The following is a 23,869-nucleotide window of genomic DNA, read 5'->3' as shown; positions in this document are numbered from 1 at the left end:
TTAACCGTGACGCTTGCTTGTATGGAAAAACCGGGTATGACGGTTGTATCTGTACGTGCTTTTCTGGGTTAATCGCCCCGGGGACAGAAAGAAACGAAGGTTCGGAAAGCCTATGACGGCAAGTTCTAAATTCTTTGGCGCCGCTTCTGCGCTCGCCATGTCAGTGGCTCTTGTGGCTTCGGGTACTGCTGCACTCTCGCTGGCTTCGGTCAACGTTGCCGAGGCTGCTGTCGTTAGCCGTATCGAGGTACGCGGTAATACACGCGTCGACGCGCAGTCCATCCGTGACAATATCGATATTCGTCCGGGCAAGGCCTTCACCAGCGCCGATATTGATGCTGCGGTGAAGCGTCTGTTTGCGATGGGGCTGTTCTCGGATGTCCGCATCAACCAGTCCGGCAGCACGCTCGTCGTCAACGTTACGGAGCGCTCGGTTGTCAACAACGTCCTCTTCCAGGGCAATAAGAAGATCAAGGATCCCGATCTTGCCCGCGCTGTTCAGCTCAAGGCTCGCTCGCCTTACGATGCTGCAACGATGGAAGCGGACGTCGAGGCAATCAAGGGAGCATATGCACATATCGGGCGCAGCGATGCGACTGTGAATGCGCGTACCGTTGATCTCGGTCAGGGCCGTGTAAACGTTGTTTATGAAATCAACGAAGGCTCGCGTACCAAGATTGCGAACGTCGATTTTGTCGGCAATCAGGCTTTCAGTTCCCGTCGTCTGCGTGATGTGATTTCGACCAAGCGTTCGAATCCGCTTTCGTGGCTGACGCGTAACGACGTCTACGACGAAGGTCGTCTTCAGGCTGACGAAGAAACGCTCCGCCGTTTCTATTACAATCGCGGCTATGCGGATTTCCGCGTCATTTCGTCCAATGCTGTTCTCGATCCTTCGACGAACGAATACACGATCACCATCACGGTCGATGAAGGTCAGCGCTATACGTTCGGCAACGTCAGCGTCGAGAGCAATGTGGCTGGTGTCGACGGGCAGGCTCTGGATCATCTGGTCAAGACGCGCTCGGGTAAGCCTTACAGCGCGAAGGAAATCGAGGATTCTGTTCTCGCGGTTACCGAAAATGTCGCTGGAAGCGGTTACGCTTTTGCGAAAGTCGAGCCGCGTGGTGATCGTGATTTCGAAAACCGCACGATCTCGGTCGTTTACAGCGTCGATGAAGGTCCGCGCGCTTACATTCAGCGCATTGAAATCCGCGGCAACGATAAAACCCGCGATTTCGTGATTCGCCGCGAATTCGACGTGAATGAAGGTGATGCCTTCAATCAGGTCATGGTGCAGCGTGCAAAGCGTCGTCTGGAAGCGCTTGATTTCTTCCAGACCGTCAACATTTCGACCGCGCCTGGCTCTGAGCCGGATCAGGTCATTCTGGTTGTCGATGTGGTTGAAAAGTCGACCGGTGAATTCTCGATTGGTGGTGGCTATACCACCGGTGGTGAATCGCCAGGTGCGCAGGTTGAAGCTGCTATCACCGAGCGTAACTTCCTCGGACGTGGCCAGTATATCCGTATCAGCGCGGGTGCCGGCCAGGACGATATGCGCAATTACGGCCTTTCCTTTACAGAGCCATATTTCCTCGGTTACCGCCTCTCGGCCGGCTTTGACGTCTTCCGTCGTACATACCGCGTAAACGACGACTACGACGTCGAGCAGACCGGTGGTACCATCCGTTTCGGCCTGCCGATCACGGATGACTTCTCGGCAGGTATCGCGTATAACCTGGTTCAGGAAAAGTACGATCTGTTCCGTCCGGACCGGGAAAATTTCTATGCACCTGCTTTGCTTGAGGCTGCCGAACATAGCCCGTGGTTGCGTTCTTCGATTAGCTATTCGCTGACCTACAACTCCATCGATGACATGAAGAACCCGCATGACGGTCTTTATGGAAAGTTCACGCAGGAGTTTGCTGGTCTGGGTGGTGACGCCAAGTACATCAAGACCACGTTCAAGGGTAACTACTACAAGACGCTTTCTCAGGAAGCCGATATCGTCGGCATGCTGGGCATCGGCGGTGGTTATATCCATGAATTTGGTGATGATGGCGTCCGTATCTTCGACTTGTTCAAGAACAATTCGGACATCATTCGTGGCTTCAAGTTCAATGGTATCGGTCCGTATCAGGATGCTGCGAACGGCAAGCGTTACTGGATGGGTGGCACGACCTACATCAATGGTACGGCTGAAGTTCAGTTCCCCATGCCATTGGTTCCTGAGAGTCTGGGTATCCGTGGCGCCGTGTTCGCAGACGCTGCAACGCTTTACGGCAACGACTCCTCGCAGGGCGGTTCTCCGATCTACGGCGACGACAAGAAGCTTCGTGCTTCGGCAGGTGTCAGCTTGATGTGGGCTTCTCCGTTCGGTCCGCTGCGCTTTGACTATGCGTTCCCGATCGCGAAGGCTGATACCGACAAGGTTCAGAACTTCAACTTCGGTGTTTCGACCAAGTTCTAATAGATTTGCCTTTTCCCGGGGTATAACAACCCCGGGAAAGAAAGTGTTTTGATGGCAGATCCTGTTTTTTTCGCGCCTTCGCGTGAACTCACGATTGGCGATATAGCAGATTTTACCGGTGCAAGACTTCGCGATGCGAAGCTTGCGCCGCGTTCTGTTGCGCGTCTCTCTTCTCTTAAAGATGCAACTGAAGGTTCTCTTGTCTTCGTCGAGGGCAAAAAGAACGCCGATGGACTTTCGTCGATCAGTGCGGCCGGTGTTTTGTGTACGGAAGCCGTAGCCGACATAGTACCGTCGCATATAGCTGCATTGGTGACCCGTAATCCTCAGCGAGACTTTGCCTCCGTAGGGCGAATGCTGTTTCCTGCGTCGGTCAGACCAGTAAGCTGGTTTGGTGAAACAGGTATTTCGTCGTCGGCGATCATTCACCCGACCGCGCATATCGAGGATGGCGCGACCATCGAAGCCGGAGCAGTGATTGGTAAGGGCGTTACCGTTGGTAGCGGTACCCTGGTCGCATCGACTGCGGTCATTGGGGAAGGTAGCCAGATCGGTCGCAACACCTATATTGCGCCGGGCGTTACCGTCCAATGTGCTTTTATCGGCAACCAAGTTGCGCTTCATCCGGGCGTTCGGATTGGTCAAGATGGTTTCGGCTACGTCCCAGGCCCGGCTGGTCTGGAAAAAGTTCCCCAGCTCGGCAGGGTCATTATTCAGGACAATGTCGAGATCGGCGCCAATACGACGGTGGATCGTGGTTCGTTGAATGACACCGTTATCGGTGAAGGCACCAAGGTCGATAATCTTGTCCAGATCGCGCACAATGTGCGGATCGGCCGCTTTTGTATCATTGCCGCACATTGCGGCATCTCCGGCAGCTGCGTTATCGGTGACCAGACGATGCTGGGTGGACGTGTGGGCCTTGCTGACCATTTGATCATCGGTTCGCGCGTGCAGGTTGCCGCGGCGAGTGGCGTTATGAATGACATACCCGATGGTGAGCGCTGGGGCGGTATCCCCGCGCGGCCTATCAAGCAGTGGTTCCGCGATATTGCGAATATCCGCAGCATCGGGCAATCGAGAAAGGAGCAATCCTCTGATGAGTGATGCAAATCAGACCAAGCTGGAAGCAGCAGATATCCAGGACCTTCTGGCAGTGCTGCCGCATCGCTATCCGTTTTTGCTGATTGATCGTATCGTCGACATTGACGGTGACGTCTCTGCGACCGGCATCAAGAATGTGACAATCAACGAGCCGCATTTTACAGGCCATTTTCCTGAAAAGCCGATCATGCCGGGCGTATTGATTGTCGAAGCCATGGCACAAACGGCAGGCGCTATTTCCCTGCTTCAGCGCAAGACCGGGCGTCCGGGTGTGGTCTATTTCATGACTATCGACAATGCGAAATTCCGTCGTCCCGTCATACCGGGTGACAGGCTTTTGCTTCATGTCAAGAAGATCAAGCAACGCGCAAATATCTCCAAATATGAATGCATTGCGGAAGTTGATGGTGTGAAGGTTGCGGAAGCTGAAGTCGCTGCCATGATCAGCACAGCTGAAGAAAACCAGTGAGCATATCAATGAAAGAAACATTCATTCACCCCACCGCTCTCGTAGAGCAGGGCGTGGAACTGGGGCAGGGTGTGTCTGTCGGCCCTTTCTGTCATATTCAGTCTGGCGCCGTCATTGGCGACAATTCGGAATTGATGAGCCATGTGGTTGTAACGGGCGCGACGACGCTTGGCGAGGGAGCGAGGGTCTATCCGCACGCAGTTCTGGGGTGCGATCCGCAGAACAACAAGCATAAGGGAGGCCCCACCAAGCTGAACATCGGCACGAACTGCCTGATCCGTGAAGGCGTGACCATGCACAAAGGGTCGGACAGCGCACGGGGATATACTTCGGTTGGCGACAACTGTTCGTTTTTGGCTTACGCTCATGTAGCGCATGATTGCGATATTGGCGATTACGTCACATTTTCCAATAATGTGATGATTGGCGGCCACACGACGATCGGACACCACGCCATTCTGGGCGGTGGCGCGGCTATCCATCAATTCGTGCGTATCGGACACCACGCTTTCGTAGGTGGCATGGCTGCTGTTGTGAGCGATCTTATCCCATACGGCATGGCAATAGGCGTGCATGCTCATCTTGGCGGATTGAATATCGTCGGCATGAAGCGCTCTGGTATGGAGCGCAAGGAAATTCATAATCTTCGTCATGCTGTCAGGATGCTGTTCGACCGTACAAAGCCGATTCGGGACCGCGCCAAAGACGTTCTAATTGCAATACCGGGCTCTCCGGCTGTCATCGATATGATCGACTTCATCAACGTCGATACGAAGCGTGCCTACTGTACACCTCCGCTTGATGCGGTGCATGGCGGGGCCGGACATGACAGCGGCGAAGATTGAGAAAATCCAGCGTCTCGCAGACCATGCGGGGCGCGTTGCCATTATCGCCGGGAACGGCCTGTTGCCGATCAATGTGGCAGAGGCTCTGGCGACAGCGGGAAACTCTCCCTTCCTTGTGCCGCTGCGCGGAGAAGCCGACCCGATACTTTACAAGTATGAACATCAGGAAATCTCGATCGTAGAGTTTGCAAAGCTGCTGCGCTCTATGAAAGCTGCGGGAGTGGATCGGGTTGTCCTCGCCGGTGGCGTGACGAGCCGCCCTCATGTCAGCGATTTGAAGCTTGACTGGCCTACGCTGCGGGCGGTGCCTTATGTTCTGCGGGCTTTGGGACAAGGGGACGATGCGCTCTTGCGGGCGTTCATAGGGCTGCTGGAATCTTTTGGTTTCAAAGTTGTCGGGGCTCATGAAGTTGTCCCGGATCTGCTTTCCCCATCACCGGCTCAAATTCTGACTCGAGCCGTGCCAGACGCCCGAGAACGCCATAATCTTGAACTTGCGATGGAATCTGCGCTTCGCCTCGGTGATCTCGATGTCGGGCAGGGCGCAATTGCGGTCGGCGGACGTGTGGTGGCCCTCGAAGGAGCGGAAGGCACAGATCAAATGATCGAACGTGTGCGGGAGTTGCGTGCGGCTCGCCGCATACCTCGCCGAGGCGGTGTTCTCGTGAAGATGGCAAAGCCGCAGCAGGATGAAAGAGCCGACCTTCCAACCATCGGGATTTCAACAGTCGAGAATGCCGCCAAAGCGGGATTATCGGGAATAGCGGTTGAGGCAGGCAGGACATTCATTCTAGGCTTCGGTGAAACCATCGCTGCAGCAAACGACAAGGGTCTCTTCATAGAGACAGTCAGTCGCGAGAGAAAGGATGCCAGGACGTGAGCACTAACAGCCGGCCTCTGAAAATAGCAATCGTGGCCGGTGAAGAATCCGGTGATCTTCTCGGTGCTGATCTGATTGATGCACTACGAAACCAGACAGACCGGCTTGTTGATATCGTCGGCGTCGGTGGCGATCATCTTGCGGCCCGGGGCATGAAGTCTTTCTTTGATCCGCACGAAATTGCCCTTATGGGGCTGGGCGCAATTCTCAAGAATTTACCGGGGCTGATGCGGCGCATTAGGCAGACCGCGCAACGCATCATTGCGGAGAAGCCAGATTGCGTTCTTCTGATCGATAGTCCCGAGTTTACGCATCGTGTTGCCCAAAAGATCAGGGCAGCGAATGCGTCCATTCCCATTGTAAAATATATAGCGCCGAGTGTGTGGGCTTGGCGACCGCAGCGTGCCCGGGCGATGAAAGCCTATTTCGACCACGTGCTGACCATTCTTCCATTTGAGGTGGAGGTCATGCAAAAATTGAGTGGACCGAGTGCCACCTATGTCGGGCACCGCCTTTCCAGCTATGAACCGATATTGCAGGCAAGGGCAGAACAAAAAGTACTGGAAGTGCAACGGTCTAATGAATCCCGCAAAACGCTGCTTGTTCTACCGGGGTCTCGCCGTACTGAAATCCAGATGCTGATGGAACCGTTCGGGCAGGCTGTTGGTGAACTTGCTGCCAGAACCGAAAGACTTGATGTGGTTTTGCCGACACTGCCGCGCATCGAGGAAATGGTGCGGGATCTTTCGAAGAATTGGGCGGTCAAACCCCTTATTGTCTTGGGCGATGAGGAAAAGTGGAAAGCTTTTTCCAGGGCTGATGCGGCGCTTGCCGCTTCCGGGACGGTCTCGCTGGAACTGGCTCTCTCACGTATCCCAAGTGTGCTTTCCTATAAGGCGGACTGGTTTGCACGCAAGTTTCTGATGCCCAAGATAACCATCTGGAGCGCGGCTCTGCCGAACATCATAGCCGATGAGCCGGTAGTGCCTGAGTATTTCAATGAATTCGTTCGCCCCGGAATGCTTGCTCGCAATCTCGAGCGGCTGATGAAGCCCGGATCGGCACGGCAGGCACAACTCGACGGATTCGATAAGGTTGCTTCGATCATGGCGACCGAGCAGCCGTCTGGCGAGATCGGTGCGCGGGTCGTTCTGGAGCTGGCAGGGAAGAGCATTTCCAGTTTAAACTGAATCGTCGGAAGTACTCTATCGCAACACAACAATCGCGCTTTTGCTGGAAATGATTGTGTCCAGGACGTGACTACCTGCTGCGAGCAGGCGTGAAAAAACCCGGTTGTTTTGCAACCGGGTTTTCTTGTGCGGATCTGATATTTATTTGCGCTTTGCGAGCGGCACGTAATCGCGTTCGGCGGCGCCGGTGTAGAGCTGGCGCGGGCGACCGATCTTCTGCTGCGGATCTTCGATCATTTCCTTCCACTGTGCGACCCAGCCAACGGTACGAGCAAGTGCAAAGAGAACCGTGAACATTTCGGTCGGGAAGCCGAGGGCCTTCAACGTGATGCCGGAATAGAAGTCGATGTTCGGATAAAGCTTCTTTTCGATGAAGTATTCATCCGTCAGGGCAATCTTTTCCAGTTCCATCGCAACGTCGAGCAACGGATCGTCCTTGATGCCGAGTTCGCCCAGAACTTCATGGCAGGTCTTCTGCATGATCTTGGCGCGCGGATCGTAATTCTTGTAGACGCGGTGACCGAAGCCCATCAGACGGAACGGATCGTTCTTGTCCTTTGCACGGCCGATGAATTCAGGAATGCGGTCGACGGAACCGATTTCAGCCAGCATGTTGAGCGCGGCTTCGTTAGCGCCGCCGTGGGCAGGGCCCCAGAGGCAGGCAACGCCGGCTGCGATACATGCAAATGGATTGGCGCCCGACGAGCCGGCAAGGCGCACGGTCGAGGTCGAGGCGTTCTGCTCGTGATCCGCGTGGAGAATGAAGATGCGGTCCATCGCGCGCGCCAGAACCGGATTGACCTTGTAATCCTCGCACGGAACGCCAAAGCACATGTGCAGGAAGTTCGACGCGAAATCGAGATCGTTCTTCGGGTACATGAACGGCTGGCCGATATGGTACTTATAGGCCATGGCAGCGAGCGTCGGGACCTTGGCGATCAGACGGATCGAGGCGACCATACGCTGATGCGGGTCGGTGATGTCGGTCGAGTCATGATAGAAAGCCGACATCGCGCCGACACAGCCGACCATTACGGCCATAGGATGGGCATCACGGCGGAAGCCCGTAAAGAACTTCGTCATCTGTTCGTGAATCATCGTGTGGCGCGTCACACGATAGTCGAAGTCAGCCTTCTGGGTTGCCGTTGGCAGTTCGCCGTACAGAAGCAGGTAGCAGGTTTCCAGAAAATCGCCGTGTTCGGCAAGCTGATCGATCGGGTAACCGCGATAGAGCAGGGTGCCTTCGTCACCGTCGATGTAGGTGATTTTGGATTCGCACGATGCCGTGGAGGTGAAGCCCGGATCGTAGGTGAACATCTGGGAATTCTTGTAGAGTGGACCAATATCAACGACGTCTGGTCCGACAGTGCCTTGTCGTACAGGCAGGTCGAATGTTTTGCCTTCTAGTGTAAAGCTGGCTGTCCTATCTGACATCGTGTTTCCTTTCATGTCCACTTTGCCGCCCGCACGACGGCAGAATTGTAATCGTCGTTATAATTTGTCTTTTATCTCGTGGAATGGTCCCGCCCCTGTGGGACCATTAGCGTTCACGCATTATCCTAACGATTTTGCCCGTCAAACTATCCCAAACGGTTCGCGATGCAATGCGTAATTTGAACTATTTACGCCGGTTTTGTCACGTCAGCGTGAATGTTCCCACCTTAACCGATTTGATCGCGAATACGCTCGAGTGACTCCTCACGGCCAAGGACGAACAGCACGTCGAACACGCCCGGAGAAGTGGCGCGACCGGTCAATGCTGCGCGTAGGGGCTGTGCGATCTTGCCGAGTTTCAGCCCGGTTTTTTCCGCGTGAGTCCTCACGACGGCGTCGAGAGATTCGACAGTCCATTCGGTTGCAGCTTCCAGATCCGGCAGAACAGACTTGAGTACAGCGCGGCCTTCTTCATTCAGGAGGGAGGCTGCCTTCTCATCAAGGTCAAGGGGACGAGCAGCGAAGATGAATTTCGATCCGTCAGCCAGTTCCACAAGAGTTTTGGCACGATCCTTCAGGCCGGGCATGGCGGCGAGCAATTGTGCGCGGCGCTTATCGTCCAGCGCATCGGAAATTTCCTTGCCGCCTTCAATCTCCGGAAGAACGGCTATAAGCGCATCATAGAGCGCCCGGTCGTCGCTGGCGCGCATATAGACGCCGTTGATCGCCTCCAGCTTCTGAAAATCGAAGCGGGCCGCACCCTTGTTGATGTCCTTGACGTCGAACCATTCGATCATCTGTTCGGTCGACATAATCTCGTCATCGCCGTGACTCCAGCCAAGGCGCACGAGATAGTTGCGCAGGGCCGCGGGCAAATAGCCCATCGCACGGTAGGCATCGACACCCAGAGCGCCGTGACGCTTGGAGAGTTTTGCGCCGTCAGCGCCATGGATCAGCGGGATGTGCGACATCTGCGGCACGTCCCAGTTCATTGCGTTGTAGATGACTGTCTGCCGCGCGGCATTGGTCAGATGATCGTCGCCGCGAATGATATGGGTCACCCCCATGTCGTGGTCATCGACAACGACTGCATGCATGTAGGTGGGCGTGCCATCGGAACGGAGGATGATGAAATCATCGAGATCCTTGTTCGGAAAGCGCACATCGCCCTGCACGGCATCCTGCACGAGAGTTTCCCCTTCCTGTGGCGCCTTGATGCGAATGACCGGCTTAACGCCTGCGGGTGCCTCAGATGGATCGCGATCACGCCAGCGACCGTCATAGCGCGGTGGACGACCTTCGGCGCGGGCTTTCTCGCGCATTTCTTCCAGTTCTTCCGGCGTTGCATAGCAGTAGTATGCCTTGCCAAGAGTAACCAGCTCCTCCGCTACTTCGCGATGGCGAGGCGCACGCTCGAATTGCGAGATGGCTTCGCCGTCCCAATCCAGCCCCAGCCAGGTCAGTCCATCGAGAATGGCAGCCGTCGCGGCATCGGTGGAACGTTCCCGGTCGGTGTCTTCGATACGTAGCAGCATCTTGCCGCCGTTATGCTTGGCGTAAAGCCAGTTGAACAGGGCAGTGCGTGCACCGCCAATGTGCAGATACCCCGTGGGCGAAGGGGCAAAACGGGTGACGACCGGTTTCGGCATGATAGCTCCACTATGTCGTGCGCCATTCCAGAGCAGCGGCGAATGCCGGAGACACAGGCGCGAACTTGAATTCCAATGCCTGCACGAGCAACTCGGCAGGTAATCGCGGTTCTTTGTACGAACTCACTCGATTTCGGCTGCGGTTCATGTAGCATAGGCAGCAACGTGCGCAAGGGCTTCGCAACCCTTTCGCACCGATGAGCCGTTGTTCTTTCGGGGTACTTTGGCGGCTTAGGCCAACTTTTGCGGTCAGGCGGGGGCATGACGGGCATCAGGGAAGCGAGCGATGTAAACGAACGGGCGCTTGTCAGAAGCATGCCTGATGGTTCGCTGCGCGCCTTATTTCCGGAGACTTCGCCTCCAGGTGAATTCGAAGTAGACTTACCACCCGTCAAGCCTTCGGTATTGAGCCTGCGTGAACGGCTTTTGTCTATAACTTCGGTCGCAGGCAGCCAGATCAAGGCTGCGGTGGAAACGGAAGCCGGACGCGGCGCATTCTTCCTCCTGCTTCCGGTTTTTGCCGGTATTGGCGCGATAATCTATTTCACGCTTTCATTCGAACCTGCGTGGACTCCGCTTCTGTCCATGCTCGCGATTGCCTTCAGCTTGCGAATTGCGACGCGCAAGCAGTTCGCGGTTGCCCAGGGCACGACCTTGGCCATCGCTCTGATCGGGGGGCTTATGGTCGGCAAATGGGAGACGGAACGTCGTGCCACGGCGATGTTGGGCTCAGACGTAGCGACGCGTGTGACGGGCCGAGTCGTTGCGCTTGAATATCAGGATAATGGCAGCTGGCGGATAACACTTGAGGTGCTTCAAACCGAGCGCCCCAAACTTCGCTTTCCGCCGAAGCGCGTTCGCATCAATGCCAGAGATATACCGGCGACAACAGCGATTGGCAGCGGATTGTCCGGTTTTGCGCGATTGCGCATCCCGTCTGGCCCCGTCCGCCCCGGAAACTACGATTTCTCTTTTCACGCATATTTCAATGGCATTGGCGCCAACGGGTTCTTTCTCGGGACGCCCAAATTAGCGATTGTTCCCCCGCCGGATGAACTGACAGCGGAAATGTCCCAGTGGATCGCCATGCTACGGGTCCGGGTTTCTGAACGGATTGAGGAAGTGGTTGGAGGGGAGGATGGTAGCGTCGCTTCGGCGCTGGTGGCAGGCACCCGCGCCGGGATCAGCGAGCAAACCAACGACGATCTGCGCAAGGCAGGGCTCGCACATATTCTTTCAATCTCGGGTTTGCATATGGCGCTCGCCGCTGGCGTCGTCATGTTGACGCTACGGTCCGCCTTCGCGCTGTTTCCCGCTTTCAGCGTCCGGCACCCGGTGAAGAAATACGCGGCTTTTCTCTCCCTGCTAAGCTGTACCTTCTACCTTGCCATGTCCGGTGCGGACGTTGCTGCGCAACGAAGCTATGTAATGATTGCGATTATGCTTGGAGCATTACTGGTCGATCGCGCTGCCATCAGCATGCGCAATCTGGCCATAGCGGCGCTCGCGATGATTGCTCTTTCGCCGCATGAGATTTTGGGGCCGAGTTTTCAGATGTCGTTCTCTGCAACCGCTGCGTTGATCGCCGGTTATGCCTGGTGGAGCGAAAGCAATGCGAACAGGCGTGTCGGCGCAGAGAAGCTTAGGAGGTCCAGAGACGGCTTTGTTGGGCGGATATTAAAGCTAGTCGCGGCAGCGGCAGGCACCTCGCTCATTGCCGGGTTGGCGAGCGGCATTTTCGCCGCCTATCATTTCAACAACACAGCGCCATTGGGATTGGTGGGAAATGTGCTTGCTGAACCCGCAATAGCCTTGCTTGTGATGCCGTTTGCTGTTTTCGGCCTGGTGCTGATGCCTTTGCAGCTTGACTGGGTGCCTTTGCAAATAATGGGCTGGGGCATTTTCGCGGTAAGGCACATTGCTGCCTTCGTCGCGGCCTGGTCGCCGGATGGTAATCCAGGAACCATGCCCGCGCTTACTCTTGTTTTCTGGACCATTGCGCTGGTTCTGGCGGTTGTGCTTTCCACCAGACTGAAGGTACTGGCGCTCCCATTTGTCGTCCTCGGCCTGATGGTTTTTATAAGGGAGCCTTTTCCCGATATCGTCGTATCCGAAGATGCCAAGCTGGTAGGCGTCCGATTGGAGGACGGAAGGTTTGCGGTTAATCGAAATCGACCTTCCCAGTTTACGATCGACAATTGGAAAACTGCCTATCTGGTCAAGGAAATGATTCCCCCGCTTTCGGTTAAAAAAGGAAAGCTGGCCGCGTCCGATGGTTTCGAGTGTGTTGAGGGAGTGTGCACGATTACCCTGCCTGATGGTCGCACGCTTGCCTATACTGCAGAACCGGCAATGCAGGAAATTGCCTGCAATATCGGGGATGTGGTCATCCTGGCTGTTCCGGGCAAGGATGCAACATGTCGTCGCTCAACGACTACCAGCATCAGTAAACGCGATCTGGCGCTGAAAGGAGCCGTAGAAATCAGACTTGGACAACAACGCGATGAAAGCCGCTCTCCCAAAGCGGCAACGGGAAAATCGCATGAAACTGCGAGGCTCGACAAGAAGCAGCCGACACCTGATTTGCGTCCGGACGACCGAATTACATACGCTGTGGATGCTCCAAGCCGTCCCTGGCATTTGCATCGCATTCATTCGCGCGCGGCACGCGGCTTGCCCGAACGAGAATACAAGCCCAAATCCGGTTCCACTCGAAACGTAGCAAACTGTTCATCAGAAGCGGCCGACGCTACAACGCGCTGCAATTGATCTCGAGCGGTCTCTCGCTCTATTCAATCCAAACCGCTCGTTCTAGTTTTGTCACGCGCATCACCCGAAACCGGTTCCCGCTTTCGGAAGACGTGCTCTAGTAACGGCGGATGAGACCGACGAGCTTCCCCTGTACGCGAACACGGTCAGGGCCGAATATCCTCGTTTCATAAGCGGGATTTGCCGCTTCCAGAGCGATGGAGGCACCCTTACGGCGAAAGCGCTTCAAGGTTGCTTCTTCATCATCGACCAGAGCTACCACGATCTCACCGGGATTTGCGGAATCTCCGCGTTTGATGATTACCGTGTCTCCGTCGAAAATTCCGGCATCGATCATTGAGTCCCCTTTGACCTCAAGCGCGTAATGCTCGCCCGCGCCGATCATTTCTGGCGGGAGACTGAGGGAGTGGGTCTGATTTTGAATGGCGGAGATCGGCACACCCGCAGCTATTCGTCCCATGACCGGTACGGATACCGTAGCCGACGTGTCGTCATTGGTAGCTACCGGGGCAGGGCGAGCCGGTGGAGGGGGGGGCGGCGCTTTGCCAAGACTACCTTCGATCACGCTGGGAGCGAACTTCTTTTGGGCATTGAGCCCAGGAGCGATTGAATCCGGCAACCGCAACACCTCAAGCGCACGCGCCCTGTTGGGCAGGCGGCGGATAAAGCCACGCTCCTCCAGAGCAGTGATCAGACGATGGATACCCGATTTTGAAGCCAGATCGAGCGCTTCCTTCATCTCGTCGAAAGAGGGAGGAATGCCCGTTTCCTTCAGACGTTCGTGAATGAACAGCAGAAGCTCGTGCTGCTTACGGGTCAACATGCGCGACACCCTCCCGGCCAGGAATCGAGAAAAACAAAACCAGAACGAACACTATATGTTCCAGTCTTGTTCTGCAATGGTTTTAAAATCGTTAATGCTCAAAACAAGGAAAGATGGGATGTTCCGGCGCTGCATTTCTGCCACCGGAGTGGGTGGGACGACATTCTGAATAATATATATCCCACCGGGGCTTAGGGCGAATTCCTCATGTTCGGATGAGGCGTTGCCGCTATAGCATCAGAACTCGGCAATCATCGCCACTAGCGGCAGCGGGAGCGTTCTCACCCCTGATGATAAGCGCTTTTGAGCGGACGAGGGCCGACAGCATGGACGAATCCTGCACCGGGAAAGGCGACGCGACCAGCGTTCCATCCGGTCCTGATTCGAGGGTCGCCCGGATATAGTCGCGGCGATGATCGTTAGCTGGCAGGGCAACACCCAGCTTTGCCGGACGGATGTCGGCGTCAAGGCTGGTGCCGGCAAGCTTCGCGACAAGCGGCCGGAGAAAAACAAGGCTGCACACCAGGCTGGAAACAGGATTGCCCGGCAAGCCGATAATATGGACGATCTTGCCATTCACCTCGATCCGTCCATGCATCAGCGGTTTGCCGGGCCGCATGGCGATCTTCCAGAAATCGAGGTCGACGCCCAGTTTCTGCAGCGCGCCATGGACAAAGTCCCTGTCACCGACCGAAGCTCCGCCGATTGTGACCAGAACGTCGACGCCGCTTTGCAGGCTATCTTCTATTGCCTGCTCTATTTTAGCGGGATCATCGGGAATGATCCCCTTATCTTGAGAAGTCCCGCCGGCTCGTCTTACGATCTCGGCAATTCCAACACTGTTCGATGCAACGATCTGGTCTTTTCCGGGTATCTCGCCCGGAGCAACAAGCTCGTCGCCGGTGGCGATAATGGCTACCGTGGGCTTTTTGAATACGTCGATTTTCGCATTGCCGCTGGCAGCTGCCAGCGACAGTGCAGCAGCATCCAGTTCACGGCCTGATGAAATGACTATGTTGCCCGGCGAAAAGTCCAGGCCTGCGCGGCGTATATGCCGTCCCGGTTCCATGCCTTTATGGACGATCAGCCGGTTGCCTGAGCGCTCGGTGTGCTCCTGAATGACGATTGTGTCCGTACCGTTGGGAAGCGGCGCGCCGGTGAAAATGCGGACTGCCTGTCCGCTTCTCAATTCGCCTTCGAAGCGATTGCCCGCTGCCGACTGGCCGATGATATCGAACTCGGCAGGATAGGAGATGTTGTCCGGCGCGATCAGGGCATAGCCGTCCATCGCCGAACCGTCAAAAGGCGGCTGCAGAAAATGTGCCAGCACGGGTGTTGCAACGACACGCCCACCAGCATCTGACAAAGCGATCTGCTCAGTGCCGCGCGGTTCCGCCGACTTCAGAATGCGGGCCAGTGCTTCATCGACCGGGAGAAGGGACATGGCGTTTCCTCTCGAACTGAATTTCTGCCCCGTCTAAACCATAAAAAACGATTGGCAGAATTGATCCAAAGCAAAGTCAGCAGCATATCTGGAAAAAGCGGTTTATGCCGTCCAGTCGCCTGATTTGCCGCCGCTCTTTTCGATAACGCGAATGCCGCCGATCTCCATATGCTTGTCGACCGCTTTGGCCATATCATAGATCGTGAGGCAAGTAACTGAAACGGCGGTGAGCGCTTCCATTTCCACGCCGGTGCGTCCCTTCAGCCTGGCGAGCGCACGAACGCGCAGGCCGGGCAAAGTGCGATCCGGTTCGATTTCGACCGCGACTTTGGTCAGCATCAATGGATGGCAGAGGGGAATAAGGTCCGAGGTCTTTTTCGCTGCCATGATGCCTGCCAGACGCGCAGTGCCGATGACATCCCCCTTGGCCGCATTGCCTTCCAGAATGAGCGCCAGCGTTTCCGGCTTCATTATGACCGATCCTTCGGCCACAGCTTGACGGTCTGTCTCGTCCTTGCTCCCAACATCTACCATGTTGGCAGCGCCACTCTGGTCGATATGGGTGAGTTTGGAGACCATCGGTCAGGCCTTGCCGGTCAGAAGTTCGCGGGTCGCCGCTGCAACATCTGCCTTGCGCATCAGGCTTTCCCCGATGAGGAACGTCCCGATCCCCGACTTTTCCAGCCGCAGACAATCTTCGTGTGTGAAGATGCCGCTTTCCCCAACCAGCAAACGGTCGGAGGGAGCCATTTTCGACAGGCGTTCGGAAACGGCGAGATCGACCTCGAATGTACGCAAATTGCGGTTGTTGACCCCGAGCAGACGCGACGACAGTTTGAGTGCGCGTTCCATCTCGGCCTCGTCGTGCACTTCGATGAGAGCATCCATTCCGAGCTCGAAAGCGGTTTCTTCGAGCGCTTTCGCCAGATCGTCATCGACGCTGGCCAGGATAATCAGAATGCAGTCAGCGCCCCAGCTGCGGGCTTCATGCACCTGATAGGTATCGAACAAAAAGTCTTTGCGAAGTGCCGGCAGGCTACATGCGTTGCGGGACGCCGTCAGAAATTCTGGCGCTCCTTGAAAGGATGGCGCGTCGGTCAGCACGGAAAGACACGCCGCGCCACCAGCCTCGTAGGCCTGTGCAAGGATGGGCGGGTCGAAATCAGGACGAATAAGGCCTTTCGAAGGGCTCGCCTTCTTGATTTCGGCTATCAGGGCGAATTCCCCAGCCGCGCGTTTCGCTTCCAATGCCTTGAGAAAACCGCGCGGTGTTTCCTGATCCTGAGCGCGTGCTTTCAGATCTGCCACGCTACGCTCGGCCTTGGCGGCGGCGATTTCGTCGCGTTTGTAAGCCTCAATCTTGCGCAGAATATCGGTAGACATAGCTTGATCCTTTCCGTCAGGCGGTGTTGTCGTTTGAAACGGCAATCACCTTCTGCAAAACACCAAGTGCGGCACCGCTATCGATGGATTGCGCCGCCAGTTCGATGCCTTCTTTCAAATCTTTCGCCTTGCCAGCAATGACGAGCGCCGCGCCCGAATTGAGCAACACGATGTCTCGATAGGCGTTTTTATCGCCTTCAAGTACACCTAGCAGAGCCTTCGCGTTCACGGCAGCCTCGCCGCCTTTCAGTTCCGCAGGATCGCAACGGCGAAGCCCGACTTCTTCCGGCGTGATTTCAAAAGTACGGATTTGATCCTTCTCAAGAGCCGCAATCTGCGTCGTGCCTGTGGTGGTCATTTCGTCGAGACCATCGCCGTAGACAACCCATGCCGCTTCGGAACCCAGTTCCTTGAGCACTTCGGCCAAAGGTACGAGCCATTGAGGCGCGAACACTCCGACGAGCTGACGCTTGACGCTGGCCGGATTGGAAAGAGGTCCAAGCAGATTGAAGATGGTACGCGTGCCGAGTTCGACCCGTGAAGGGCCGACATGGCGCATGGCGGAATGGTGCATCGGCGCAAACATGAAGCCAAGGCCAGCTTCGGTGATGCTGCGGCCGATCGTGTTTGCATCGGCTTCGATATTGATGCCGAGCGCGGCGAGCGCATCGGCGGCACCTGAGCGAGAGGAGAGGGCCCGGTTGCCATGCTTGGCCACAGGGACGCCGGCGCCAGCCACGACAAACGCCGAGCAGCTTGAAACATTGTAGGAGCCGGACTGGTCACCGCCGGTTCCGACGATATCGATTGCATTGTCGGGAGCGGAGACTCCAAGCATGCGGGAGCGCATGGAGGCGACGGCCCCAGCGATCTCCGGTACTGTTTCACCGCGTACACGCAACGCCATCAGCAATCCACCTATCTGCGATGGCGTTGCTTGGCCAGACATCATGATGTCGAAGGCGGCCCTGGAATCTTCCAGCGAAAGCGGCTCTCCAGCAGCAGCTTTCGCAATATAGGGTTTTAGATCAGCCATTTTGGATGCCCACCGTCCCTAAAACGCCAAAGCGTTGTTGATGACGGTCTGATTTATCTTAACGGGGTACTGCTTCTGCAATTCACCGACGAGCTGTTCAAGGATGTCATCCGAGAGTGAGGTCGCCAGATATTTCTGCTGCTGTTCCGGAATGGCTTCCGGGCCAGCTGCGGCAGGTTCGGTTACTTCCGTAACCTTGAACAGGATCTGGGCATCATCCGAAGGTGCGGCAGCGCTGCCGGTGAAGCCATTTGCTCCGCGGAAAATCTGCGCTGCGGCAGCGGTTCCGATATCGGCATCATTGGTGGTGCGGACAACACCGCGCTTGGTTTGCTTTTCGACACCCAGTTCGGAAGCGATCGTGTCGAGTGTCGCGCCGCCATCGAGACGCTTCTTCAATTCTTCCACACGCTGGTTGAGGCGCTTAACGGCCTCTTCTCCCTTCCAGGCAGCCACAACCTTATCCTTGACTTCATCAAGCATACGGTCACGGGCCGGGGTGATCCCATCGACCTGATACCAGAGATAGCCGACATTGCCCATGGTCAGGGCGTCGTTGTCAAAACCCTGATCGGCCTGAAAGGCTGCTGCAAGGAGTGCTTCCGAGTTCGGCAGCTGGACAGGATTGCCGGAAGGATCGTTGCCTTCGGCGTCAACGGCTTCGACGGTGACAGTTTTCAGGCTCAGTTTCTTAGCCACATCTGCCATGGATGCGCCATCGGAGCGTTCCTGCTCGTAGGAGTCATGAATTCCGCTGATGCTGCTCGCTGCGATATTGTTCGCAAGGGTGGTGCGAATTTCGCCTTCGACTTCGGTCAGCGGCTTTACATGAGCCGGTTCGATCTGCGTTACGCGCAGGATGACGGGACCGAAGCTTCCCTTTACGACTGGGCTAACACCATTCTCCGCCAGCGCAAATGCTGCATCGGCCACGGCCTGGTCGGGAATAGCGGATTTTTCGAAGGTGCCGAGCTTCAGGTCGTCTTCGGTTTTGCCCTGTTCCTTACCGATGTCAACGAAGCTCGTTCCAGTGGCAATTTTCTGTTGGGCAGCTTCAGCCGCTGCGTCATCGGCAAAGTTCAACTGCTCGATGGCGCGCTTTTCGATTGTACCGAAGCGATCCTTGTTCTTCTCATAATACTCGCTGATTTCTTCCTGCGTGACGGCGGACGGATCGGCAATGTCAGCCGGCTCCAGCTTCACATAGGTTATCTTACGGTATTCCGGCGCCTTGTACTCGTCTTTGCGCGCTTCGAAATAGGTCTTGAGCGCATCGTCGGATGGCGCGGGGACGGCATCGGCTTTTTCCGCCTGAATGGTAACATAGTCGACGCTGCGAGTTTCACCCTGATACAGAGCCAACGCCTTCAACGCTGCATTCGGTAGCTTGATGCCATCCGTGGCAGCTTCCACGATCTGCTGGCGGCGGGCGACTTTGGCGCGGTTGTCGAGATAGTCCTGCGCACGAATGCCCGATTGACGAAGAACTGCGTCGAACTGAGCGCGATTGAAGTTGCCGCTTGCATCATGGAAAGCCGGATCCTCACCCGTCAGTCGCGCAATTCCGTCCTTGGAAAGGCCAAGCTGCATGTTGCGCGCGCCTTCATCCAGAACTACACCGGCTGCGAGTTGGGCAAGCACCTGGTTTTCGACGCCGAGCGTTTTTGCCTGTTCGCGCGTCAGGCGCTGGCGGAACTGCTGGGACAGACGCATCATCTGCTGCTCATAGGCAAAGCGATAATCAGTGGCGCTGACTTCAGAGCCCCCGGCCGTCAAAGCGGCATTGCCTGACAGGCCGCCGCGAAAGACATCGGAGATGCCCCAGATCGCAAAGCTCAGTACAAGCAGGCCAAGCAGAAGTTTGGCGACCCAGGATTGAGCGGCGGAACGCAGGCTGTCGAGCATTGGAAACCCTTCAAGAACAAAACGAAGCTCGGCTATTATGGATAGAGCCAGTCAGGGGATAACCTTAAGCCAGCCCTATATGCAAGGTCTCATTGCAAGTAGGAACCTAAGAACATTTGCATTGCGGCACGAATACGCTTAGTCAGTGGCAAATTTTGGCGCTGATCCGCTTTCAAGGCGCGTGATCACGCCTGCTGTTTCGAACAGGCGAGGAGAATGAAATGACTCCGGGAATCCGTCCGCTGGTTGCTGGCAACTGGAAGATGAATGGAACGGGAGAATCCCTGACCGAACTGCGTGCGATTGCTGCCGGCCTGAGCTCTGATCTCGGCCGCAAGCTTGATGCAGTGATCTGCGTGCCTGCGACGCTTCTTTCCCGCGCGGCGGAAACGCTCGAAGGTGAGACCGTTGGTCTCGGTGGTCAGGATTCCCACCATAAAGTGTCTGGCGCGCATACGGGCGATGTCTCGGCCGAGATGCTTAGGGAAGCAGGCGCCACACATGTCATTATCGGACATTCCGAGCGCCGAACTGACCATTACGAAAGCAATGAGGTCGTTCGCGCCAAGACCGAAGCCGCCTGGGCCGCGGGACTGATCGCCATCGTGTGCGTGGGCGAGACTGCCGATGAACGCAAAGCAGAGCGCACGCTGGATGTAATCGGCGAGCAGCTTGCCGGTTCCTTGCCCGACGGTGTCAATGCGGAGAATACCATCATCGCCTATGAGCCAGTCTGGGCAATTGGCACAGGCCTGACACCGACGGTGCAGGACGTGCGCGCTGCGCATGCTTTCATGCGTGAGCAACTGATTGAACGTTTCGGCGCGAAAGGTGCCCATCTTCGGTTGCTGTATGGCGGTTCGGTCAAGCCTTCAAATGCATTGGAATTGCTTGGCGTCGCGGATGTGGACGGCGCGCTTGTCGGCGGTGCGAGCTTGAAGGCTAACGATTTTCTCGCCATATGCGAAACCTATCGTAATTTGTAACCGGCGTCTCACGTCTGTCTATCTTGGTCTCGGGGCTTGGATTATCGGACAATAGCGTGTAAAGAGCCGCTCTAGTTTTAGGGATGTAAAGACCGTAACCCATGCAGACCGTACTCATTGTCATTCACTTGTTGATCGTGCTGGCGCTTGTCGGCGTTGTGCTCATCCAGCGCTCGGAAGGCGGCGGCCTTGGCATTGGCGGTGGTTCGGGGTTCATGACGGCTCGCGGTGCTGCGAACGCGCTGACCCGCACGACGGCCATTCTTGCGATTGGTTTCTTCGCCACGTCGCTTATCCTCGGCATCATGGCTCGCTACGGGGAAAAGCCTACCGACATCCTCAACCGTATTCCGGCAGCAACCGGTAGCCAGACGGCCCCGGCTGGTGGAAACGGCGGCGGTATTCTTAACCAGCTGGGCGGTGAGTCTTCACGCCCGGACGCAAATCAGGCCGCACCTGCGGCTCCAGGCGCCGGTGCGCCGGCAACGCAGCCTGATGCCGCGCAGCCACAGGCTCCGGCTGTTCCGGAAACCCCGGCCAATCCGGTTCCAAGCTCGCAATAAAACGCGCAGCGTGAATTGAATGCGGAAACCGGCCCTTGTGGCCGGTTTTCTTTTTGTTAACCACCAAGCCGCAAAGTGTTGCAGCTAGGCAATAGGCTGCGCCGAATCGCATTGCAGAACGGTGGCAGCGAATTGAGAACCGGATCGCTTTGCAGTAAGCAGGGCGAAAGTCTGGTCGCAATTAATGCGGCAGGCGTTTCTCCCTTGTGCTTGATTTTTCGGGAACCGAACATGTTTTCACGCCGTATTCTGATGGCAGGTATTGCAAGTCTCTGCATTGGGGCGACTGCTCCGGCATTTGCAGCTTCGCCGGTAAGCGCTGAAGCGCAGCTCAACGAAGCTGCCGCATCCGTTCAGCAGGTAGCGCTTTCAAGCGACACCAAGGCCAATCCCGAAAAGCCGAAGAAGAAAAAGGCTTCCAAGAACGGCAATGCGGTTAAAGCCAACAAGTACAACATTGATCCCAAGTTCCGGGCGCAGGAAGTAGCATTCACCGGCTATAAGCCCGGCACGATCGTGATCGACCCGAAACAGCGTTTCCTTTATCTCGTTGAAACGTCGTCGACGGCTCGCCGCTATGGCATTGCTGTCGGCAAGCAGGGGCTGGAGTTCAAGGGCACCGGAACAATCAACGCGAAGCGTGAGTGGCCGCGCTGGATTCCGACCAAGGAAATGATCGAGCGCGATCCCGCCCACTATGGTCGCTTCAAGAACGGGATGGATGGTGGTCCGGGCAACCCGCTTGGTTCCCGCGCCCTCTACCTGTTCCAGGGAAACAAGGATACCTATATCCGCATTCACGGCACTGTGCAGCCCTGGACCATTGGAAGCTCGGCTTCGAACGGCTGCTTCCGCATGATCAACGAGGATGTGATGGATCTATATGAGCGCGTCGGACTTGGCACCGAAGTGGTTGTTCTCTGATCTGCAATTGACTATGTGAAAGTGGCCGGGCTTCGGGCTCGGCCTTTTCTTTTGCGCATTCATCATTTCGGAAGCTGTGGATTTCGAGCTTCGACATGGCTTTATGTGAAGATGGGCGCTAGAGAGTACAAGCGTATTCGCTCCGGGGTTTCTGGCTCCGGTTTTTCTTTGTGCAACGACGATTACCGCCTGGCTCCGGTGAAAAAACACCACCGGGGTGCATTTTTTTGTGGCGGAATCAATCAAGAAAGTCTAACGAGATAAGCCCATGGCGCGATATGTATTCATCACTGGCGGCGTGGTTTCTTCCCTTGGAAAAGGCATAGCTGCCGCAGCTCTGGCTGCACTCCTTCAGGCACGTGGTTACCGCGTGCGTATCCGTAAACTCGACCCTTATCTGAATGTCGATCCCGGCACTATGTCGCCTTACCAGCATGGTGAGGTGTTCGTTACTGACGATGGTGCCGAAACCGACCTTGATCTGGGCCATTACGAGCGGTTCACCGGTCGTCCTGCCAACCAGCAGGACAATATCACGACCGGCCGTATCTACCGCAACATCATCGAAAAGGAACGCCGCGGCGATTATCTTGGCGCGACGGTTCAGGTCATTCCGCATGTGACCGACGAGATCAAGAACTTCGTCCTTGAAGGCAACGAAGATTACGATTTCGTGCTTTGCGAAATCGGCGGCACGGTTGGCGACATCGAAGCCATGCCGTTCCTCGAAGCAATCCGACAGCTCGGCAATGAACTGCCACGCGGAACAGCGGTTTATATCCACCTGACCCTGATGCCTTATATTCCAGCTGCGGGCGAACTGAAGACCAAGCCGACCCAGCATTCGGTCAAGGAGCTGCGCTCTATCGGCATTGCTCCGGATATCCTTCTGGTTCGTGCTGATCGCGAGATTCCGGAATCGGAACGGCGCAAGCTTTCATTGTTCTGTAATGTCCGCGAAAGCGCGGTCATTCAGGCGCTCGACGTGGCCACGATCTATGACGTTCCGATTGCCTATCATAAGGAAGGTCTTGATTCGGAAGTCCTGTCTGCATTCGGTATCGATCCGGCTCCAAAGCCACGCATGGATCGCTGGGAAGAAGTTTCCAACCGCCTTCACAATCCGGAAGGCGAAGTGACCATTGCCATTGTCGGCAAATATACGGGTCTCAAGGATGCGTATAAGTCGCTGATCGAAGCGCTTTATCACGGTGGTCTCGCCAATAAGGTGAAGGTCAACCTCGACTGGATTGAGGCGGAAGTCTTCGAAAGTGAAGACCCGGCTCCATATCTGGAAAAGGTTCATGGCATTCTGGTGCCTGGCGGTTTCGGCGAGCGTGGTGCGGAAGGCAAGATACTGGCGGCGAAGTTTGCTCGCGAACGCAAGGTTCCTTACTTCGGCATCTGCTTTGGTATGCAGATGGCCTGCATTGAGGCTGCGCGTAATCTCGTTGGCATCGAAAACGCCTCTTCGACCGAGTTTGGTCCGACCAAGGAGCCGGTTGTTGGCCTGATGACCGAGTGGCTGAGGGGCAATATGCTTGAAAAGCGTGCAGCGGCGGGCGACCTTGGCGGTACGATGCGCCTTGGCGCATATGAAGCAGCATTGAAGCCGGGCTCAAAGATCGCGGAAATCTATGGCTCGACCGATATTTCCGAGCGCCATCGTCATCGCTATGAAGTCAATATTGACTACAAGGAACGTCTGGAAACTGCCGGGTTGAACTTTGCAGGCATGTCGCCGGATGGTGTTCTGCCTGAAACAGTTGAATATCCTGACCATCCTTGGTTTATCGGTGTTCAGTACCATCCCGAACTGAAATCCCGGCCGTTCGAACCACATCCGCTCTTCGCTTCCTTTATCGAAGCGGCAATCGAGCAGAGCCGTCTGGTCTAAAACTCTAACGCGCCTTTCGGGGCGCGTTTTCGTTTCGGCATTCAGGATGCGGTCTTGTTTTCAACCTGCCTTTACGCCAGATAAGATGCCGGAAAGCA

General features: G+C 56.1%; 19 protein-coding genes. 11 read left to right on the top strand and 8 right to left on the bottom strand.

The window, feature by feature from the left end; genetic code table 11:
- Positions 1 to 112 precede the first annotated feature (112 nt).
- From bamA to lpxB, 6 genes are read left to right on the top strand one after another with little or no spacing between them, the layout of a single operon-like run.
- Positions 113 to 2,470 carry an outer membrane protein assembly factor BamA gene (bamA, locus tag ACOWVS_RS16080; protein ID WP_021585237.1) on the top strand — a complete coding sequence of 786 codons (2,358 nt, stop codon included), beginning with the start codon at positions 113 to 115 and terminating at the stop codon, positions 2,468 to 2,470.
- Positions 2,471 to 2,521: 51 nt separating this feature from the next.
- Positions 2,522 to 3,577: a UDP-3-O-(3-hydroxymyristoyl)glucosamine N-acyltransferase gene (lpxD, locus tag ACOWVS_RS16075; RefSeq protein ID WP_021585236.1), complete on the top strand. Its 1,056-nt coding sequence runs from the start codon at positions 2,522 to 2,524 to the stop codon at positions 3,575 to 3,577.
- On the top strand, positions 3,570 to 4,043 hold the full coding sequence (fabZ, locus tag ACOWVS_RS16070; RefSeq protein WP_006466942.1) for a 3-hydroxyacyl-ACP dehydratase FabZ: 474 nt from the start codon (positions 3,570 to 3,572) through the stop codon (positions 4,041 to 4,043). The genes lpxD and fabZ overlap by 8 nt, the downstream gene beginning before the upstream one ends.
- Before the next feature lie 8 nt (positions 4,044 to 4,051).
- Positions 4,052 to 4,888, top strand: a complete 837-nt coding sequence (lpxA, locus tag ACOWVS_RS16065) for an acyl-ACP--UDP-N-acetylglucosamine O-acyltransferase (RefSeq protein WP_021585235.1) — start codon at positions 4,052 to 4,054, stop codon at positions 4,886 to 4,888.
- Complete coding sequence (locus tag ACOWVS_RS16060; RefSeq protein WP_025089501.1) at positions 4,869 to 5,768, top strand: LpxI family protein; 900 nt, start codon at positions 4,869 to 4,871, stop codon at positions 5,766 to 5,768. The genes lpxA and ACOWVS_RS16060 overlap by 20 nt, the downstream gene beginning before the upstream one ends.
- Positions 5,765 to 6,958 carry a lipid-A-disaccharide synthase gene (gene lpxB / locus ACOWVS_RS16055; protein WP_025089502.1) on the top strand — a complete coding sequence of 398 codons (1,194 nt, stop codon included), beginning with the start codon at positions 5,765 to 5,767 and terminating at the stop codon, positions 6,956 to 6,958. The genes ACOWVS_RS16060 and lpxB overlap by 4 nt, the downstream gene beginning before the upstream one ends.
- Positions 6,959 to 7,099: 141 nt before the next feature.
- Here lpxB and gltA read toward each other — a convergent pair whose 3' ends face one another.
- Complete coding sequence (gene gltA, locus ACOWVS_RS16050; protein ID WP_025089503.1) at positions 7,100 to 8,392, bottom strand: citrate synthase; 1,293 nt, start codon at positions 8,390 to 8,392, stop codon at positions 7,100 to 7,102.
- 227 nt (positions 8,393 to 8,619) lie between these two features.
- Complete coding sequence (gene gltX / locus ACOWVS_RS16045; RefSeq protein ID WP_021585231.1) at positions 8,620 to 10,041, bottom strand: glutamate--tRNA ligase; 1,422 nt, start codon at positions 10,039 to 10,041, stop codon at positions 8,620 to 8,622.
- Between the two features lie 261 nt (positions 10,042 to 10,302).
- Here gltX and ACOWVS_RS16040 point away from each other — a divergent pair, with 261 nt between their 5' ends.
- Positions 10,303 to 12,810, top strand: coding sequence for a ComEC/Rec2 family competence protein (locus ACOWVS_RS16040; RefSeq protein ID WP_021585230.1), 2,508 nt, complete (start codon positions 10,303 to 10,305; stop codon positions 12,808 to 12,810).
- Positions 12,811 to 12,907: 97 nt separating this feature from the next.
- Here ACOWVS_RS16040 and lexA read toward each other — a convergent pair whose 3' ends face one another.
- From lexA to ACOWVS_RS16010, 6 genes are all read right to left on the bottom strand, one after another.
- On the bottom strand, positions 12,908 to 13,633 hold the full coding sequence (gene lexA, locus ACOWVS_RS16035) for a transcriptional repressor LexA (RefSeq protein WP_006470537.1): 726 nt from the start codon (positions 13,631 to 13,633) through the stop codon (positions 12,908 to 12,910).
- 229 nt (positions 13,634 to 13,862) lie between these two features.
- A complete protein-coding gene (glp, locus tag ACOWVS_RS16030; protein WP_021585229.1) occupies positions 13,863 to 15,077 on the bottom strand; it encodes a gephyrin-like molybdotransferase Glp in 1,215 nt (404 codons plus the stop codon).
- A gap of 102 nt (positions 15,078 to 15,179) precedes the next feature.
- Complete coding sequence (gene moaC / locus ACOWVS_RS16025; RefSeq protein WP_021585228.1) at positions 15,180 to 15,656, bottom strand: cyclic pyranopterin monophosphate synthase MoaC; 477 nt, start codon at positions 15,654 to 15,656, stop codon at positions 15,180 to 15,182.
- Positions 15,657 to 15,659: 3 nt separating this feature from the next.
- Positions 15,660 to 16,460 carry an indole-3-glycerol phosphate synthase TrpC gene (gene trpC / locus ACOWVS_RS16020; RefSeq protein ID WP_021585227.1) on the bottom strand — a complete coding sequence of 267 codons (801 nt, stop codon included), beginning with the start codon at positions 16,458 to 16,460 and terminating at the stop codon, positions 15,660 to 15,662.
- A gap of 16 nt (positions 16,461 to 16,476) precedes the next feature.
- The gene (trpD, locus tag ACOWVS_RS16015) at positions 16,477 to 17,496 is read right to left on the bottom strand and encodes an anthranilate phosphoribosyltransferase (protein ID WP_021585226.1); all 1,020 of its coding nucleotides are present in this window, start codon (positions 17,494 to 17,496) and stop codon (positions 16,477 to 16,479) included.
- A gap of 18 nt (positions 17,497 to 17,514) precedes the next feature.
- Positions 17,515 to 19,401, bottom strand: a complete 1,887-nt coding sequence (locus tag ACOWVS_RS16010; protein WP_021585225.1) for a peptidyl-prolyl cis-trans isomerase — start codon at positions 19,399 to 19,401, stop codon at positions 17,515 to 17,517.
- A 221-nt stretch (positions 19,402 to 19,622) separates the two neighbouring features.
- Here ACOWVS_RS16010 and tpiA point away from each other — a divergent pair, with 221 nt between their 5' ends.
- The 4 genes from tpiA to ACOWVS_RS15990 all read left to right on the top strand — a co-directional run bounded on the left by tpiA (position 19,623) and on the right by ACOWVS_RS15990 (position 23,771).
- Complete coding sequence (gene tpiA, locus ACOWVS_RS16005; RefSeq protein ID WP_021585224.1) at positions 19,623 to 20,387, top strand: triose-phosphate isomerase; 765 nt, start codon at positions 19,623 to 19,625, stop codon at positions 20,385 to 20,387.
- A 101-nt stretch (positions 20,388 to 20,488) separates the two neighbouring features.
- Positions 20,489 to 20,950 carry a preprotein translocase subunit SecG gene (gene secG / locus ACOWVS_RS16000; protein WP_021585223.1) on the top strand — a complete coding sequence of 154 codons (462 nt, stop codon included), beginning with the start codon at positions 20,489 to 20,491 and terminating at the stop codon, positions 20,948 to 20,950.
- A gap of 231 nt (positions 20,951 to 21,181) precedes the next feature.
- Positions 21,182 to 21,874, top strand: a complete 693-nt coding sequence (locus ACOWVS_RS15995; protein WP_006470535.1) for a L,D-transpeptidase — start codon at positions 21,182 to 21,184, stop codon at positions 21,872 to 21,874.
- 268 nt (positions 21,875 to 22,142) lie between these two features.
- Entirely contained in the window at positions 22,143 to 23,771 is a 1,629-nt protein-coding gene (locus tag ACOWVS_RS15990; protein WP_006466926.1) for a CTP synthase, read from the top strand.
- Positions 23,772 to 23,869 lie beyond the last annotated feature (98 nt).

This window comes from Brucella sp. IR068 (assembly GCF_049065885.1).
Lineage (GTDB): Bacteria > Pseudomonadota > Alphaproteobacteria > Rhizobiales > Rhizobiaceae > Brucella > Brucella intermedia.
This window is presented reverse-complemented; position numbering and strand designations above follow the sequence as displayed.

Excerpts from the sequence above, each read along its gene's own strand:
- ACOWVS_RS15995 (WP_006470535.1), top strand. The coding sequence starts at position 21,182 with ATGTTTTCACGCCGTATTCTGATGGCAGGTATTGCAAGTCTCTGCATT.
- lexA (WP_006470537.1), bottom strand. The coding sequence starts at position 13,633 with ATGTTGACCCGTAAGCAGCACGAGCTTCTGCTGTTCATTCACGAACGT.
- gltX (WP_021585231.1), bottom strand. The coding sequence starts at position 10,041 with ATGCCGAAACCGGTCGTCACCCGTTTTGCCCCTTCGCCCACGGGGTAT.
- ACOWVS_RS15990 (WP_006466926.1), top strand. The coding sequence starts at position 22,143 with ATGGCGCGATATGTATTCATCACTGGCGGCGTGGTTTCTTCCCTTGGA.
- ACOWVS_RS16060 (WP_025089501.1), top strand. The coding sequence starts at position 4,869 with ATGACAGCGGCGAAGATTGAGAAAATCCAGCGTCTCGCAGACCATGCG.
- secG (WP_021585223.1), top strand. The coding sequence starts at position 20,489 with ATGCAGACCGTACTCATTGTCATTCACTTGTTGATCGTGCTGGCGCTT.
- ACOWVS_RS16010 (WP_021585225.1), bottom strand. The coding sequence starts at position 19,401 with ATGCTCGACAGCCTGCGTTCCGCCGCTCAATCCTGGGTCGCCAAACTT.
- trpC (WP_021585227.1), bottom strand. The coding sequence starts at position 16,460 with ATGTCTACCGATATTCTGCGCAAGATTGAGGCTTACAAACGCGACGAA.
- lpxA (WP_021585235.1), top strand. The coding sequence starts at position 4,052 with ATGAAAGAAACATTCATTCACCCCACCGCTCTCGTAGAGCAGGGCGTG.
- trpD (WP_021585226.1), bottom strand. The coding sequence starts at position 17,496 with ATGGCTGATCTAAAACCCTATATTGCGAAAGCTGCTGCTGGAGAGCCG.
- gltA (WP_025089503.1), bottom strand. The coding sequence starts at position 8,392 with ATGTCAGATAGGACAGCCAGCTTTACACTAGAAGGCAAAACATTCGAC.
- ACOWVS_RS16040 (WP_021585230.1), top strand. The coding sequence starts at position 10,303 with ATGACGGGCATCAGGGAAGCGAGCGATGTAAACGAACGGGCGCTTGTC.
- fabZ (WP_006466942.1), top strand. The coding sequence starts at position 3,570 with ATGAGTGATGCAAATCAGACCAAGCTGGAAGCAGCAGATATCCAGGAC.
- glp (WP_021585229.1), bottom strand. The coding sequence starts at position 15,077 with ATGTCCCTTCTCCCGGTCGATGAAGCACTGGCCCGCATTCTGAAGTCG.
- moaC (WP_021585228.1), bottom strand. The coding sequence starts at position 15,656 with ATGGTCTCCAAACTCACCCATATCGACCAGAGTGGCGCTGCCAACATG.
- lpxD (WP_021585236.1), top strand. The coding sequence starts at position 2,522 with ATGGCAGATCCTGTTTTTTTCGCGCCTTCGCGTGAACTCACGATTGGC.
- tpiA (WP_021585224.1), top strand. The coding sequence starts at position 19,623 with ATGACTCCGGGAATCCGTCCGCTGGTTGCTGGCAACTGGAAGATGAAT.
- bamA (WP_021585237.1), top strand. The coding sequence starts at position 113 with ATGACGGCAAGTTCTAAATTCTTTGGCGCCGCTTCTGCGCTCGCCATG.